The sequence below is a fragment of the Achromobacter sp. HZ34 genome, assembly GCF_002209485.1.
GTDB lineage: Bacteria > Pseudomonadota > Gammaproteobacteria > Burkholderiales > Burkholderiaceae_B > Bordetella_C.
This window is the reverse complement of record NZ_NJIX01000003.1, coordinates 319,365-333,976: the sequence shown is the minus strand read 5'-3', so window position 1 is coordinate 333,976 and position 14,612 is coordinate 319,365. Positions and strand designations below refer to the sequence as shown.

At 66.3% G+C, this 14,612-nt stretch carries 15 protein-coding genes; 5 read left to right on the top strand and 10 right to left on the bottom strand.

Going from position 1 to position 14,612, the window contains the following annotated elements:
• Positions 1-96 precede the first annotated feature (96 nt).
• Complete coding sequence (locus CEY05_RS13665; protein WP_233161514.1) at positions 97-1,248, top strand: flavin reductase; 1,152 nt, start codon at positions 97-99, stop codon at positions 1,246-1,248.
• 108 nt (positions 1,249-1,356) lie between these two features.
• On the opposite strand, the gene CEY05_RS13660 is transcribed toward CEY05_RS13665, so the two are convergent.
• Genes CEY05_RS13660 through CEY05_RS13635 form a run of 6 tightly spaced genes read right to left on the bottom strand, consistent with a single transcriptional unit; the run spans position 1,357 to position 7,837 of the window.
• The gene (locus CEY05_RS13660) at positions 1,357-2,412 is read right to left on the bottom strand and encodes a tripartite tricarboxylate transporter substrate binding protein (RefSeq protein WP_088598874.1); all 1,056 of its coding nucleotides are present in this window, start codon (positions 2,410-2,412) and stop codon (positions 1,357-1,359) included.
• Positions 2,413-2,442: 30 nt separating this feature from the next.
• Positions 2,443-3,615, bottom strand: coding sequence for an acyl-CoA dehydrogenase family protein (locus tag CEY05_RS13655; RefSeq protein WP_088598873.1), 1,173 nt, complete (start codon positions 3,613-3,615; stop codon positions 2,443-2,445).
• Between the two features lies 1 nt (position 3,616).
• A complete protein-coding gene (locus tag CEY05_RS13650) occupies positions 3,617-4,477 on the bottom strand; it encodes an enoyl-CoA hydratase/isomerase family protein (protein ID WP_233161513.1) in 861 nt (286 codons plus the stop codon).
• On the bottom strand, positions 4,474-5,727 hold the full coding sequence (locus tag CEY05_RS13645) for an acetyl-CoA hydrolase/transferase family protein (RefSeq protein ID WP_088598872.1): 1,254 nt from the start codon (positions 5,725-5,727) through the stop codon (positions 4,474-4,476). Before CEY05_RS13645 ends, CEY05_RS13650 begins: the two co-directional genes overlap by 4 nt.
• A gap of 8 nt (positions 5,728-5,735) precedes the next feature.
• Positions 5,736-6,584, bottom strand: coding sequence for a CoA ester lyase (locus CEY05_RS13640; protein WP_088598871.1), 849 nt, complete (start codon positions 6,582-6,584; stop codon positions 5,736-5,738).
• A complete protein-coding gene (locus CEY05_RS13635) occupies positions 6,581-7,837 on the bottom strand; it encodes a CaiB/BaiF CoA-transferase family protein (RefSeq protein ID WP_088599212.1) in 1,257 nt (418 codons plus the stop codon). The genes CEY05_RS13640 and CEY05_RS13635 overlap by 4 nt, the downstream gene beginning before the upstream one ends.
• Positions 7,838-8,077: 240 nt before the next feature.
• On the opposite strand from CEY05_RS13635, the gene CEY05_RS13630 reads away from it, so the two are divergent.
• Together CEY05_RS13630 and CEY05_RS13625 are read left to right on the top strand one after the other, a co-directional pair.
• Positions 8,078-8,821, top strand: coding sequence for an IclR family transcriptional regulator (locus CEY05_RS13630; RefSeq protein WP_088598870.1), 744 nt, complete (start codon positions 8,078-8,080; stop codon positions 8,819-8,821).
• A 142-nt stretch (positions 8,822-8,963) separates the two neighbouring features.
• Entirely contained in the window at positions 8,964-9,251 is a 288-nt protein-coding gene (locus tag CEY05_RS13625; protein ID WP_088598869.1) for a hypothetical protein, read from the top strand.
• 4 nt (positions 9,252-9,255) lie between these two features.
• Here CEY05_RS13625 and CEY05_RS13620 read toward each other — a convergent pair whose 3' ends face one another.
• Both CEY05_RS13620 and CEY05_RS13615 read right to left on the bottom strand, forming a co-directional pair.
• A complete protein-coding gene (locus tag CEY05_RS13620) occupies positions 9,256-10,836 on the bottom strand; it encodes a tetratricopeptide repeat protein (protein ID WP_088598868.1) in 1,581 nt (526 codons plus the stop codon).
• Positions 10,837-10,978: 142 nt separating this feature from the next.
• Positions 10,979-11,932, bottom strand: a complete 954-nt coding sequence (locus tag CEY05_RS13615; RefSeq protein ID WP_088598867.1) for a LysR family transcriptional regulator — start codon at positions 11,930-11,932, stop codon at positions 10,979-10,981.
• Between the two features lie 105 nt (positions 11,933-12,037).
• On the opposite strand from CEY05_RS13615, the gene CEY05_RS13610 reads away from it, so the two are divergent.
• Positions 12,038-12,811, top strand: a complete 774-nt coding sequence (locus tag CEY05_RS13610; RefSeq protein WP_088598866.1) for a bifunctional 2-polyprenyl-6-hydroxyphenol methylase/3-demethylubiquinol 3-O-methyltransferase UbiG — start codon at positions 12,038-12,040, stop codon at positions 12,809-12,811.
• A gap of 48 nt (positions 12,812-12,859) precedes the next feature.
• On the opposite strand, the gene msrA is transcribed toward CEY05_RS13610, so the two are convergent.
• Together msrA and msrB are read right to left on the bottom strand one after the other, a co-directional pair.
• On the bottom strand, positions 12,860-13,366 hold the full coding sequence (msrA, locus tag CEY05_RS13605) for a peptide-methionine (S)-S-oxide reductase MsrA (protein WP_088598865.1): 507 nt from the start codon (positions 13,364-13,366) through the stop codon (positions 12,860-12,862).
• Positions 13,363-13,809, bottom strand: a complete 447-nt coding sequence (gene msrB / locus CEY05_RS13600; RefSeq protein ID WP_088598864.1) for a peptide-methionine (R)-S-oxide reductase MsrB — start codon at positions 13,807-13,809, stop codon at positions 13,363-13,365. The genes msrA and msrB overlap by 4 nt, the downstream gene beginning before the upstream one ends.
• A gap of 124 nt (positions 13,810-13,933) precedes the next feature.
• Here msrB and CEY05_RS13595 point away from each other — a divergent pair, with 124 nt between their 5' ends.
• Positions 13,934-14,587, top strand: a complete 654-nt coding sequence (locus CEY05_RS13595) for a cysteine dioxygenase family protein (protein WP_088598863.1) — start codon at positions 13,934-13,936, stop codon at positions 14,585-14,587.
• Positions 14,588-14,612 lie beyond the last annotated feature (25 nt).

Below are 14,612 nucleotides of genomic sequence, written 5' to 3'. Positions count from 1 at the left end.
CTATAGGTGCATTCATTTCCGCAAATTGTCCCGCCGCCCCGGCGACTCCTAGACTGTGCGCAGTCTGATCCCCGTCGGATCATGAGGAGAACGGCCATGCAGGCCATGGACAATAAACGGCAGACTTCAGAGTTGGAACGCGTCATGGACGCCTTCGACCATCGGGAATTTCGGCGCACCCTGGGCGCATTCACCACGGGCGTCACGGTGATCACCACCGTGGACGACGCCGGCAAGCCATATGGCGTCACCGCCAACTCCTTCAGCTCGGTCTCGCTCGATCCGCCGCTGATCCTTTGGAGCCAGGCCCTGACCTCCAGCAGCTACCCCGCCTTCCGCGACTGCGAGCGCTTCGTGGTCAACATCCTGGCGGACCACCAGGTACACGTGTCCAACCAGTTCGCCAAATCGGGCGACGACAAATTCCTGGGCATCGCGGTACGCACGGGCCTGGGCGGCGTGCCGGTCATCGACGACAGCGCCGCGCATCTGGAATGCCGCAAGGTGGCCGCCTATCCGGGCGGCGACCACGTGGTCTACATCGGCCAGGTCGAACGCATACACCGCAGCGCCCACCGCCCGCTGGCCTTCGGCGAGGGCCGCTACATGGTCACCTTCGCGCATGACCTGGGCGAGGCGCGCGGCGCGGCGAACGGGTCGGCAAACGGATCGGCCGGGTCGGCAACCAATAGCGGCATCGCCGCGCTGGAGGCCGTGCGCATGGCCGGCGCCGCCCTGGCCGAAACCTGCGAACGTATCGGCCAGCGCACATTGGGGCTGGCGGTGTGGGGCAACCAGGGTGCCACCATCGTGCGCTGGGAGCCGTCGTCGCAGCCGGTCAGTCCTTATCTGCAGACCGGCGTCGTGGTCAGCCTGACGCAATCCGCCACCGGGCTGGCCTTCGCTGCCTTCATGCGGCCCGGCGTGGTCGAGGATGCCGTGCGGCACGAACTGGGGCTGCGTGCCGCGGAAGGGCATCCGGACGAGGGGCAGTTTGCCCTGCGCCTGGCCGAGGCGCGCGAACATGGCATGGCACGGGCCGTGGGCTGCGCGCCGTCACCGCGCCATAAGGTGACGGTGAATGCCTTCAGCGTGCCGGTCTTCGATGCGCAGGGGGATATGGTGCTGGCGCTGTCCACCACCTGCGAGGCCGAACGCCTGGCACCCGATTGGGACGGCGAAGTGCCACAGACCTTGCGGGCGACGGCGCGGCGGCTGTCGGAGCGATTGGGTTATCGGGGGAAATAAGGAGGCGCTCTTGCGTCGCCTTTGCAAGGACGTCTCGAAAGCGTTGCCGGCCGCGTCACGCGGCCGGCCGTCCATGCCATGCCAGGCATTCCCGTTCCGGCAGCGGACTCAATCGATCTTCGCGCCGGAAAACCTGACGACTTCCCCCCACTTGGTGATGTCGTCATCTATCGTCTTGACGAACTGCGCCTGCGTGCCCCCCAACGGCACGAAGCCCAAGGTCGCCAGCTTGTTGCGGAACGCCGGCGTCTTCAGTGCATCGTTGATCGCGCCATTGACCCGGTTGACGATTTCCGGCGGCGTGCCCTTGGGCGCCAGCAAACCGAACCAGGTGTCGGACAGCAGCGTGGGATAACCCGCTTCCGCGGTGGTCGGTACGTCGGGCAGCATGTCGGAGCGCTTGGGCGCCATGACGGCCAGCGCCTTCAACTTGCCATCCTTGACCAGCGGCGCGGCGGCCGTGACGCCGGGAAAGGCCAGTTGCAGCCGGTCCCCGACCAGGTCGGTGAATACCGCGCCGGGCGAGTTGTAGGGCACGTGCATCATCGAGACCCCGGCGGTTTTCTTGTACAGCTCGCCGGACAGGTGATACGAACTGCCGCTGCCGGTCGAGCCGAAATTCAGCCTGTCCGGATTCTTCTTCGCGTAGGCCGTCAGCTCGTCGAGCGAATTGATCTTCAGGGACGGCTGCACCACGATGATATTGGGCACCGACGCGATCAGCACAATGGGCACCAGGTCCTTCTGCGGATCGTAGGCCTTGTTGTGATACAGCGTGTTGGCGGGCACCAGCGTGCCGGTCCAGCTGAAAAGCAAGGTGTAGCCGTCGGCGGCGGACCGCACCACGGTTGCCGAGCCGACGTTGCCGTTGGCGCCCGGCCGGTTCTCGACGATGACGGATTGCTTCAGGCTGTCGCCCAACTGCTCCGCCACCATACGCGCCAGCGGGTCGGAACTGCCGCCCGGTGCCGCCGGCAGGATCAGGCGTATGGGTTTGCCGGGCCAGGTGTCGGCGGCATGGGCCGGCGCAGGCGTGAACGTGGCCAATGCGGCCAGCGTGGCGAGGCCGGAGCCCAGCAGGAAGCCCGCCAACAGGCGCCGCCTGCAATGAGGTCCCGCATCTTGCGGGGAACTACGCCTGGACTTGGAAGCGCGGTGGAACATGGTTGTCTCCGATATGTTTTTTTGTTTGTTTCAGTACGACTTCGGCATTCCCAGCACGCGTTCTGCAATGTGGCTGAGGATGAGTTCCTGGCTGACCGGGGCAATGCGGGGAATCATGATTTCCCGCAGATACCGTTCGACGTGGAATTCCTTGGCGTAGCCCATGCCGCCATGCGTAAGAATGGCTCGTTCGCATGCGCGAAACCCGGCCTCCGCCGCGAAGTACTTGGCCGCATTGGCCTGGGCGCCGCATTCGCGGCCATTGTCGTAGAGCCAGGCCGCCTGCTGCATGAGCAACTGGGCCGCTTCCAGCTCCACCCAATTCTGCGCGAGCGGATGTTGAATGCTCTGGTTCTGTCCGATCGGCCGGCCGAACACCACGCGTTCGCGCGCATAGCCGGCGGCCTTGTTCAGCGCGGCACGTCCCACGCCGATGGCCTCCGCGGCCAGCAGCACGCGTTCGGGGTTCATGCCGTGCAGGATGTACTTGAAGCCCTTGCCTTCCTCACCGATGCGGTCTTCGATGGGAATCTCCAGGCCGTCGATGAACAGCTCGTTGGAGTCGACGCATTTGCGCCCCATCTTTTCGATCAGCTTGACGTCGACGCGGCTGCGGTCGAGATCGGTGTAGAACAGCGTCAAGCCCTGCGAGTGCTTGCCGGGACCGAGTTCTTCCAGCGGCGTGGTGCGCGCCAGCAGCAGGATCTTGTCGGCCACCTGGGCGGTGGAGATCCACACTTTCTGGCCATGCACCACATACTTGTCGCCTTGCCGCACGGCACGGGTCTTGAGCTGCGTGGTGTTCAGGCCGGTATTGGGTTCGGTGACGCCGAAGCAGGTCTTGATCCTGCCTTGCGCGATAGGCGGCAACATGCGCTGCTTCTGTTCTTCGGTGCCGTAGACCGCCACCGGCATCAGGCCGAAGATATTGATGTGGATGGACGAGCAGCCGCTCAGGCAGGCGCCCGATTCGGCCACGGCCTGCATCACGATGGACGCTTCCTGCACGCCCAGGCCGGCGCCGCCATAGGCTTCCGCAATGGCGGTGCCCAGCCAGCCGGCCTCACCCATGGCGCGGTAGAAGTCTTCCGGGAAGGCGCCGTCGGCGTCGCGTTCCAGCCAGTAGCTTTCAGGAAAACGCGTGCAGAGGTCGTCGACCGCCGCGCGGATGGAAAGGTGTTCCTCACTAGGTTCGAAATTCATGTCAGCGTCCTTTCCATTGCGGTGCGCGTTTTTCGGCAAAGGCCCGCGGTCCTTCCTGCGCGTCCTCGCTCAGGTAGACCGGCTCGAACAGCGCATGCGCGGCATCCAGCGCGTCGCTGCGGCCCATTTCGGTGGACAGGTAGACCAGTTCACGCGCGGCCTTGACCGTCAGCGGCGCGTTGGCGGCGATGCCGCGCGCCAGCGCGACCGCGCTGTCCAGCAACTGGGCGTGCGGCACCACTTCATTGACATAGCCCAGCGCGTGCGCGCGCTGGGCGCTGATGGGCTTGCCGGTCAACAGCACTTCCATGGCGATGCGCTGGGGCAGCATGTGGATGAGCGGCGCGGCCCATGGCATGCCGCGGCCAACCTTGGCTTCGGTGATGCCGAAGGTGGCGTGTTCGGACGCCACGCACAGGTCGCACATCTGCGCGAACAGCCAGCCGCCGGCCAACGCCACGCCATTGACCGCGGCTATCGTTGGCTTGGAGCTGCGCACGCTGTCGCCCAATACGGGGAACATGTCGCGGGGCGGGACCTGCAGCCGCATGGCCGCGGCTTCCTTCAGGTCCATGCCGGCGCAGAAGGCCTTGTCGCCCGTGCCGGTAAGGATGCCGACACGTAGCGCCGGGTCTTGTTCCAGGCGCTGCCAGGCCTGCTTCAAGCCATCGATGACGCCGCGGTTGATGGCGTTGCGCTGGGCGGGCCGGTCTATCGTGATGACGGCGATGCAGCCGTCGACGATGTCGAAGGCGATTTCATCGGTGAGGCGGATCGTGGCGTTGCCACTGAAATTGCCACTGAAATTGCCACTGGGATCGCCACCGGGGTTGTCGCTGCGTTGCGTGGTGTCTTCGTTCACAAATCGCTCCAGGTGGCGCGCGCCGCCTGCAGCAGCGCGTCGCGATGTTCAGGGGCCGCGATGGCGGTGAGGGCCTTGACGCGTTCCCGCAGGCTGCGTCCGCGCAGCTGCGCCACGCCGTATTCGGTGGCGATGAGGTCGACATCGCTGCGGGCCGTGGTCACAGGGCCGGCCAACTGCGCGGTGATCTTGCTTTCGCCGTTGCGGCCGGTGGCCGTCAACGCGATGATGGAGACGCCGCCGGTCTGCACCGCCGCCCGCACGAAATCCACCTGGCCGCCCACCGCGCCGATGTGTTGCGCGCCGATGGCCTCGGCATTGACCTGGCCGGTCAGGTCGACCTCCAGCGCGCTATTGATCGAGACCAGGTTGCGCACCCTGGACAGCGTGGAAAGATGATGGGTGTAGCCCGTCTGGCACAGCCGGATGGCGGGGTTCTCGTGGGCGTAGCGATACAGTCTTTGCGTGCCGAACAGCACGCCGGTGATGGTGACGCCGGCGTCGATGCCTTTGTGGGCGTTGTCGATGGCGCCGCTTTCGATCAGGTCGATGACCGAGTCGCCTATCATGCCGGAGTGGATGCCCAGGCCGCGGCGCTCCGCCAGCGACGCCAGGATGGCTTCCGGCACGGCGCCTATGCCCAGTTGCAAGGTCGCGCGTTCCGGGATGTACGGTGCCAGGTGCCGGGCGATGCGCAATTCCAGCTCGCCGAATGGCGCGGTGGGCAGCTCCAGCGGCGCGACGTCGCTGTTCACCGCCACGGTGAAGTCCTCCGCGCGCAGGAGACGGTCGCAATGGGACCAGGGCACGGCCGGATTGATTTCCGCGATGACCACCCGCGCGCGCGCCAATGCGGCCTGCAGATAATCGTTCACCAGGCCGAAGCTGTATTCGCCGCGCGCGTTCGGTGGACTGACCGACAGCAGCAGCACGTCGCTTGGAATCTGCCCGCCGGCCAGCAGGCCGGCCACGGCGGAGATGTGGCAGGGCACGGGATCGAGCGCGCCTGCACTGGCCAGTTTGCGCAGGGTGCCAATGCCGCCTATGCCTTTGAAGCGCAGATGGTCGACGTGGTCCGGACTGAACGTGCGCGAGAAGCCCGTGCCCAGGAAAAGCTGGGCGCCGCTATAGCTGGCCCGCTGCTCGACCAGCCTGGCGGTCAGGCCCAGCGGCTCGCCCATGCCCTGGCCGAAGATGATGCCGTCGCCGGGGCGGATGTATTGCGCCAGGTCCAGCGCGTCCAGGGACATGGGCCCTTTCATGATCGTTGCGCCGCGGCCAGGATGGCCTGCGAATGTTTCAGCAGAGGCCCGTCCACCATGCGGCCTTCGAAGTCGATGGTGCCGATGCCGCGCGCGAGGGCGGCCTCGTAGGCGGCCACCAGGCGGCGGGCGTATTCGATTTCCGCGGGCGTGGGCGAGAAGGCGGCGTTGGCCAGTGCCACCTGGGCCGGCGCGACACAGATCTTGCCCTGGTAGCCCAGATCGCGGCCCGCGTTGGCGTCAGCGGTGTAGAGCGCGTCGTTGCGGATATCGAGCACGGCCTGGTCGATGGCCGGGATGCGGCCCACATGCGCCGCCATGATCACCCAGCCACGGGCGGTGGCGACTTCGGCACCGCCTGGGGTACGGCGGCCGCCGATGTCGGCCGCATAGTCTTCCGCGCCGAAATACACGGCCAGCAGACTGGGCGTTTCTTCGCAGATGCGCTGGGCATTGAGCACCCCGCGCACGGACTCTATGCCGCCTATCACTCCGATTGGACGCGACCCTTGCGCGTGCGCGATGCCATGTTGCACGGGGAAAGCTTGCGCCGGTGTCTCCAGCTTGGGGATCACGATGGCGTCGATATCGCATTCGAAGGCGGCCTGCAGGTCCAGCAGGTAGTGCGGCGAGTCCGGTACGTTCACGCGTACGGCCAGGCGCGACTGCAATCCCGCGGCGCGTACCTGCGCGACGGTGTCGCGCAAGGCCGCGCGGGCCTTGGCCTTCTCCGCGTCGGGCGTGCCGTCTTCCAGGTCGATCACGCAGCAGTCGGCATGGAAGCGGGGAAACTTCACGGCCAGTTCGGGGCGGTTGGCGGGGGCGAAGAACAGCGAACGTATCATGGGGTCTCCGGGGGATGCAGATCGGGCGCCGCCGCCGCGTGGCCCGCGGCCAGCATGGCGTCGACTTCAGCGGGCGTGTAGCCTAGTTGCGCCAGGATTTCGCGCGTGTGCTCACCCAGGCGGGGCGCATGGCGACGCAAGGTCGTCACGGGATTGTTCTGCCAGCGCACCGGCACGCGCATGCTGCGGATGCGGCCTTCGCTGGGATGTTCCGCATCGATGAAGAAGCCCGTGGCCTTCAGTTGCGGATCGTCGAGGATGCTGAGCAGGTCGTGCATCGGCATGAAGGGCACATCCGCCGCTTCCAGCAGGGCCATCCATTTAGCGGTGCTCTTCTCCAGGAAGATGCGCGCCAGTTCGCCGTAGACGAAATCGATGTTGCGCGAGCGGCCACCGTAACTGGCGAAGCGGGGATCCTCGTCCATGAGGGCGGCGCGTCCGACGGCGCCGAGGAAATCGCGCCATTGCTTGTCGGTATAGACCAGCGCGCAGATGTAGCCGTCGCTGGTCTGGTAGGGACGCCGTTCGGGCGACAGCTGGCGCGCATAGCCGCCACCGTCCAGCGGCGGCTCGTAGGTGAGCCCGCCCAGGTGGTCGCCCAGCACGAAGGCGGCCATGGTCTCGAACATGGGAATGTCGACGCGGTCGCCACGGCCGGTGCGCTGGCGTGCCAGCAGGCTGGCCAGGATGGCGTTGACGCCGGTCAGTCCCACGATGCGGTCGGCCATGGCGGTAGGCACATAGCGGGGGATGCCGCCGGACGCCTTGGCGATCAGGTGCGGCAGCGTGGTGGCGCCCTGGATCAGGTCGTCGTAGGCCGGCCGCGCCGCGTAGGGGCCGTCCTGGCCGAAGCCGAACAGGCCGGCATAGACGATGCGCGGATTGATGTCCGCCACCGCTTCGTAGGACAGGCCCAGGCGGGCCATGGCCTGCGGCCGCACGTTGTACATGAGGACGTCGGCATCGGCCAGCAGGTGCTTGAGCGCGGCAAGTCCGCCGGGCTGCTTCAGGTCCAGCGCGATGCTGCGCTTGTTGCGGTTGGCGTTCAGGTAGACCGGTCCCATGGCGTCGTGGCGCGCCGGGCCGATCTGGCGTACCAGGTCACCCTTGGGGGCTTCGACCTTGATGACGTCCGCCCCCATGTCGGCGATGGCCTGCGAGGCGAACGGGCCCATCAGCACGGACGTCATGTCGATGACCTTGACGCCCGCCAGCGGGCCCGTGGCGGCTTGTGAAGCTGTCTCCGATCTCATTTTTATGGCCGATTTGTTCATTGGCGTGAACAAATCATACACAGGCAGGAACGAAATCGGTGAAAATGAACGCCTGGGATTTACCCTTGGAAGCGGGGTATCGTCTCCCGAAGTTCTTTTGAGCGACGATTATCGGGACGTCGGCTCGCGCGGTGGGGCGCCACCTGCGGCCGCGGTGGGAGCGCCTGGCGCGCGAGATCGCGACTTTTTTTCGTAGAGATCAGGTCTGGGAGGACCGCGGTGAGTATCAAACAAGTCGGTAATGTCCTGGACCTGCTGGAATATTTCGCGGGGCGGCAGCGGCCGGCCAGCCTGGCGGAGATCGCGCGGCATTTCGGCTGGCCCCGTTCCAGCACCTTCAATCTGCTGTTGACGTTGACCAATCGGGGTTTCCTGTACGAGCCGCGTGCGCGTGCGGGCTATTACCCGGCGCCCGTCTGGGCGGAACTGATCACGCAGATCGAACGCGGCCAGCCCATCCCGCACGGCATGCGCGCCCTGCTGGATCAACTGGTGCGGGAAACGGGCGAGACCGCGGTGCTGGCGGCGGCCAGCGGCGTGCATGCGCTGTTCATCGAGACGGTGGAGTCGCCCAGCGCCGTGCGTTACGCGGCGCCGGTGGGCAAGCGGGTGCCGTTGCACGTGACGGCGACGGGCCGCGCGCTGCTGTCGCAGATGGCGGCCAGCGACCGCGCCGCCATCCTGGAGAAAGCGGTGTACGAGAAATACACCGACACGACGCGCGTGTCCGCGGCGCAAGTGGAAGCCGAAATCGCCGCGTCGGTCGAACGCGGATGGTTCGCGGGCAATGCCGAATACACCCAGGACCTGGGCGGCGTCGCCATGCCCTTCGCCTTCGGCGAACGCCGTTATGCCTTGCTGGTCGCCGGCCCCATGTTCCGCGTCGCGCAACGCCTGCCGGAACTGGCCAAGCTATTGCGCGAGCGCCTGGCGCAATACCTGGCCGATGAGAGCGACACTTAGCGCACTGCATCGGAGCGGCCGGCCGTTCGTTGTATGCTCGCGGGTGTATCGCAATGCCGACGTCGGGACTCCCAAAGCCGGATTGTCCGAGCACTCTCAGCCGGGCTGTATGGTCCGGCCCTTCTCTCTACGACGTATCGCCATGAAGAAAACCGATCTGGAAAAGAACAAGGCCCTGAAGCTGCAGGGCCAATTGAAGAACGCCGGCACGCCGCAGCGCTTCGGCACGGCCGCGGCGCAGGTGCCGGACCGGCGCGACCGCCGGCGCCTGGACCAGGCCCAAGGCCTGGTGTCCTTTCCCGTCAAGCTGCCGCAGACCCTGGCCGATCAATTGCGCGCGCTGGCGGTTGAACGCGGCACGGGTGTGAACGAAGTCACCGCCGAACTGCTGGAGGCGGCGCTGGCGGCGGGTGCGAGCCAATCCGCATAAACGCTCAACCGCCTTTACACAGCGACGCACGCAACGCTTCGATGACCTCGGCCCAGCCTGCACCAGCGCGTTTGCGGTGCAGGGTGAGCGACGGATACCACGGCGTGTCGTTGCGATCGAGTTGCCAGCGCCAGTCAGGCATGGCGGGCAGCAGCAGGTCCGTAGGGATACCCAGGGCGCCAGCCAGGTGCGCGCTGGCGGTGTCGACGGTGATGACGCCATCCAGGTTGGCCAGCAACGCGGCGCTTTCCGAAAAATCGCGCAGGGCGTCGTTGGGGACATGAAGGTTGTCATGGCCGGGCACGGCGCGCCATTGCTCGATGGCGGCCAGGTCGGCGGGACGGATGTCCTTCTGCACGCACACGAAGTCGCACGGGGTATCCAGCAAGGGCGCCAGTTCGGCGAAGGCAATCGAACGGTTGCGATCGTCAGGATGCTGTGGATTGCCCGACCACGCCAGGCCGATGCGTCGACGGGCAGCCGCGCTGCGCGCCGGCAGCAATGCCGCCCATTCCTGCCGCAAGGCTTCGTCGGCGTGCCACGGCTGGCCCGGCGGCCAAGGTTCGACACGCTGTTTCGATAGTGCGAGCGGCAAACTGAGCAGCGGCACATGGCGGTCGAAGGCCGGCGTCGGCACATCGTCGCCAACGACGGTGACGCCCGCCAGGTTGGCCCGCAGCAGCGGCGCCAACGACGCCTGCACGCGCAGGACCACGCTCCCCGCCAAGGGGATCAACGCCGTGACGTAGCGGCTGAACTGGATCGTATCGCCCAGGCCCTGTTCGGCATGCACCAGCAAGGTCTTGCCGGCCAGCTTGCTCTCGCCCAGCCAGGCCGCGCCGGCGTAGGGCATGGCCTGGCCGCCGTCGCGCCAACGCCATTCGTAGTCACGCCAGCCATGCGTGAACTGGCCCAGCAACAGATTGGTCTGGGCCCGGTTGGTGCGTGCGCCGGCATGCTCGGGATCGATGGCCAGCGCATGCTTGAAGTGGCGCAGGGCGTCGTCGAAGCGATGCTGGTCGCGCGCCAGCACGCCCAGATTGATATGCGCGTCCAGAAACCGGGAATCCAGCCTGATCGCGCTTTCGTAGGCCTGGCGCTCTTCCTGCTGGCGTCCTAATGCGCCCAGCACCACGCCATGCATGTAATGCAGCCCAGGCGCGCGCGGCGCCAAGGCCAGCGTGCTGTCCACCACCGTCAATGCCTCGTTGCCGCGTTCCAGGCGCAGCAGTACGTCGACGATGCTGCCCAGCAGCGAGATGTCGTTATTGGACAGGCGGTAGGCATCGCGAAAGCGCTCCAGCGCCGTTTCCAGCTGGCCGTTGCGCGCATGCACCGCGCCGGCGTCGCGCAGCAGGCCGGCGTCCCTGGGGCGCAGCGCCAGCGCGCGTTCAAACTGGTCCGCCGCCAGCGTCAGCGATCCGGCGCGGCCGAGCGCGTAAGCCAGGGCCGCGGCCAGTTCGCCGTCATCGGGATGCGCCGTTGCCGCGGGAGTGAGAAGGTCGACAGCCGAGCTGTAGTCGCCGCCTTGAAAAGCCTGCGCGGCGCGCGCCAGGATGTCTTTACTGGATTCGGCCGCGGCCATGTGCGTACTTCCTTACGATTAAAGCTGATCGAACTTCGCCCCAAGGGAGCGGGTCCCGGTGGCGAGGATGGCGTCAACGATGACGGCATCGACACAGGCTGCGGCGCTGGCGGCAGCGGACAGCCCTGGAGAACCCGCCATTCTAATCCAGCCGACCGCGCGCGCGTGGCGAGCCACCTGCCCGCCGCCCTTGCTCCCTGGGCGCCGGCAGCGTCTGCCGCGCAGCATCGACGAAACGCGCCAGCGGCGCATCCGCCGGCGGCGCTCGATAGACCAGCGTCAGCGGAATCGTGAATGCCGACGCCTTATGCAAGGGGCGATACACGACGCTTTCCTGATGCAACACCTGCAACGTGCGCGGCAACAAGGTAATGCCGCGTCCCGACGCCACCAAAGTGACCGCCGATAGCAGACGCGGTACGTCCGCCACGACACGTGGCGTGAAACCCGCCTTGGCGCACGCGGCCAGCAGTTCGTCCTGTACGCCGGGACCGTCTTCCCTGCGGTACAGGATGAAGGGTTCGGCCGCCAGATCCGCCAGGGCCAGCGCGCCGCGTTTGCCAGCCAGGCGATGCTCGATGGGCACGGCCACCACCATCGGTTCCTGGTCCAGCACCAGGGACGACAAGGTGGGATAACGCCGGGCGGACGCCCGCACGAAGACCGCATCGAGCGCTTCGCCCGCCACCGCTTCGAGCAGGTCGCGCGTGGTGTTCTCCTGGGAATCCAGGGCGATCATGGGGTGGCTCGCATGAAAAGCGCGTATCAGCTGCGGCACCCGCGGATGCAGCGACGCTGAACTGGTGTAGCCGACGGCGATGCGGCCAACCTGCCCGCGCGTGGCCTGCTGCACCCGCAAGGCGGCCCGCTCGGCGCCGGCGACCAAGGCCCGCGCGTCTTCCAGGAACACGCGGCCTGCCGTGTTCAGGCGCACGCTGCGCGGGGTGCGGTCGAACAACTGCACGCCCAGTTCCCGCTCCAGGTCGCGGATCTGCTGGCTCAGCGGCGGCTGCTGGATGCCCAGGCGCTGCGCCGCCCGCGTCATATGTTCTTCTTCCGCGACCGCGATGAAATAACGCAGGTGGCGCATCTCCATTTAGGATATTTCCTGAGTCTGCTTGTGATATGTCTCATATATTTTACATATGGACAGGGCAGTCCTAAGATGGCGATTCCATCGACACCCCCGCAGGCCCGAGCCATGAGCATCGACTTCCACTCGCAGGAAAACAAATACACCTATGCCACGCGCACGGCCAACGAAAGCTGGGCGCGCGCGGTGACGGCCGCCGTGGATCCGCGCGGCAAGCGGGTGGTGGATGTAGGCTGCGGCGGCGGCATCTATTCCCAGGCGTGGGCCGACCTGGGCGCGCAAAGCGTCACCGGCATCGATTTCTCCGAGCAGATGGTCGCCGCCGCCCGCGAAAAGGCGGGTGCGCGTTCCAGGCTCTCTTTCCAGACCGGTACGGCCCAGGCCACCGGGCTTGCGGCTGGCGCGGCCGACATCGTCTTCGAGCGCGCCCTCATCCATCACCTGAAGGACTATGAAGAATCCTGCGCGGAGGCCTGGCGCCTGCTGGCACCCGGCGGCACGCTGTTGATCCAGGATCGCACGCCGGAAGACGTGGGCATCCCCGGTTCGCCGACGCATATCCGCGGCTATTTTTTCGATTGTTTTCCGCGCCTGTCAGCGGTGGAAGCCGGTCGCCGCCCCACCGATGCCAAGGTCCGCGCTGCCTTGCACAAGGCGGGCTTCCAGTCGGTGGAGAGCGCGACGCTGTGGGAAACCCGCAGGGTCTACGCCCACTTCGACGATCTGGCGCAGGACCTGGCCAGCCGCACTGGCCGCTCGATCCTGCATGAACTCAGCGACGAGGAATTGCGGGCGCTGATCGCCCACATCGGTGAACGCACGGGCCGCGCCGAGCCGGTCGAGGAACAGGACCGCTGGACGCTGTGGATCGCGCGCCGGTGACGCAGGGGACCCAATGCGGTGATCCGCGGTCGATCCCCTGCGCTGCCATCACGCCGCGGCGCGCTTGGGCAACTTCCAGTTCGGCCGCAGGAAATGGCAGGTATAGCCATTCGGGATGCGTTCCAGGTAATCCTGGTGCTCCGGCTCGGCTTCCCAGAACGGTCCCACCGGCGCCAGTTCGGTCACGACCTTGCCGGGCCACAGGCCGGAGGCATTGACGTCGGCGATGGTGTCCTCGGCGACGCGCTTCTGTTCGTCATCGGTGTAGAAGATGGCGGAGCGGTAGCTGGTGCCCAGGTCATTGCCCTGGCGATTGGGCGTGGTCGGATCATGGATCTGGAAGAAGAATTCCAGGATCTGGCGAAAGCTGGTCTTGGCCGGATCGAAAATGATCTCGATGGCTTCGGCATGCGTGCCGTGGTTGCGGTAGGTGGCGTTGTCCACGTCGCCGCCGCTATAGCCCACACGGGTGCTGATGACGCCATCGAAGCGGCGGATCAGGTCTTGCATGCCCCAGAAGCAACCGCCTGCGAGTACTGCGCGTTCCTGGCTCATTTCACGTCCTCCACTTGATCGATGTAGGCGCCATAACCTTCGGCTTCCATCTGGTCGCGCGGGATGAAGCGCAGCGACGCCGAGTTGATGCAATAGCGCAGGCCGCCGCGGTCGCGCGGGCCGTCCGGAAATACGTGGCCCAGATGGCTGTCGCCATGCGCCGAGCGCACTTCGGTACGAATCATGCCGTGTGTGACGTCACGCAACTCATTGACGTTGGTGTCCACGATGGGCTTGGTGAAGCTGGGCCAGCCGCAATGCGAGTCGAACTTGTCGGCCGAGGCGAACAGCGGTTCGCCGGAGACGATGTCCACGTACAGGCCAGCTTCCTTGTTGTGCAGATATTCGCCGCTGCCGGGAGCTTCGGTGCCGCTTTCCTGGGTGATGCGGTACTGCTCCGGGGTCAACCGGGCAATGGCATCGGGGTCTTTGCGGTAGCTCATTCTGCACTCCTTGTCGCGGGGGGAGCCGCCTAGATGGGGGGTGGCGCGCCTAATTCAAGTGGGGGAAGACGCGGCGCATGGCGGATTTTGGCGTATCGTTCATCAATCATAAAGGAGACCCACCATGAGCAATGCGTCCCCCTCCCAGGCAGCACCGTCATCCTCCTCGTCCGTGGTCGCCGCCGAGCGCCGCCAGCGCGTCAGCGAGACCCTGGCGGATATCCGCCAGCTTCTGGCGGGCCGGGAATTGAGCCGTGAGTTGCTGGCCGATGTCAGCGCCCGCCTGGAGCGGCTGGCGCAGGCAAGCGAACTGTTCGGCAGCGCCGACTTTCCGCCGCCCGCGGGGGGCCAGGGTGAATCGACGCGGTACCGGCTGAACCCGGATGACGGCGACAGCGATATCGCGCTGTATCTGAATTCGATCAATCCGGGCAAGACCTCGGTGCCGCACAACCACACCACGTGGGCCGTCATCGTGGCGATTTCCGGTGAAGAGTTGAACCGGATCTACCAACGCTCGGACGACGGCAGCGACGCTGAACATGCCAAGCTGGCCCTGTCGCATGAGCAGGTCGTGCGCCCCGGTGCGTCCATCGCCTTCCTGCCCGACGACCTGCACAGCATCCACGTCACGGGCAATGCGCCGACGCTGCATTTCCACCTTTACGGCCAGCCGCTGGAAACGCTTAGCGGCCGCATCGGCATCGAGCCGGACACCGGCCGTATCATCAACTACAACAAGGCGAAGATGACCAAGAGCGTGGCTGCCGGCGGCTAGGACACCGACGCCCGCGGGCCGGTGT

Coding starts and splice junctions, on each gene's coding strand:
- CEY05_RS13665 (WP_233161514.1), top strand. CDS start 97: ATGCAGGCCATGGACAATAAACGGCAGACTTCAGAGTTGGAACGCGTC.
- CEY05_RS13660 (WP_088598874.1), bottom strand. CDS start 2,412: ATGTTCCACCGCGCTTCCAAGTCCAGGCGTAGTTCCCCGCAAGATGCG.
- CEY05_RS13655 (WP_088598873.1), bottom strand. CDS start 3,615: ATGAATTTCGAACCTAGTGAGGAACACCTTTCCATCCGCGCGGCGGTC.
- CEY05_RS13645 (WP_088598872.1), bottom strand. CDS start 5,727: ATGTCCCTGGACGCGCTGGACCTGGCGCAATACATCCGCCCCGGCGAC.
- CEY05_RS13640 (WP_088598871.1), bottom strand. CDS start 6,584: ATGATACGTTCGCTGTTCTTCGCCCCCGCCAACCGCCCCGAACTGGCC.
- CEY05_RS13635 (WP_088599212.1), bottom strand. CDS start 7,837: ATGAGATCGGAGACAGCTTCACAAGCCGCCACGGGCCCGCTGGCGGGC.
- CEY05_RS13625 (WP_088598869.1), top strand. CDS start 8,964: ATGAAGAAAACCGATCTGGAAAAGAACAAGGCCCTGAAGCTGCAGGGC.
- CEY05_RS13620 (WP_088598868.1), bottom strand. CDS start 10,836: ATGGCCGCGGCCGAATCCAGTAAAGACATCCTGGCGCGCGCCGCGCAG.
- CEY05_RS13615 (WP_088598867.1), bottom strand. CDS start 11,932: ATGGAGATGCGCCACCTGCGTTATTTCATCGCGGTCGCGGAAGAAGAA.
- CEY05_RS13610 (WP_088598866.1), top strand. CDS start 12,038: ATGAGCATCGACTTCCACTCGCAGGAAAACAAATACACCTATGCCACG.
- msrA (WP_088598865.1), bottom strand. CDS start 13,366: ATGAGCCAGGAACGCGCAGTACTCGCAGGCGGTTGCTTCTGGGGCATG.
- msrB (WP_088598864.1), bottom strand. CDS start 13,809: ATGAGCTACCGCAAAGACCCCGATGCCATTGCCCGGTTGACCCCGGAG.
- CEY05_RS13595 (WP_088598863.1), top strand. CDS start 13,934: ATGAGCAATGCGTCCCCCTCCCAGGCAGCACCGTCATCCTCCTCGTCC.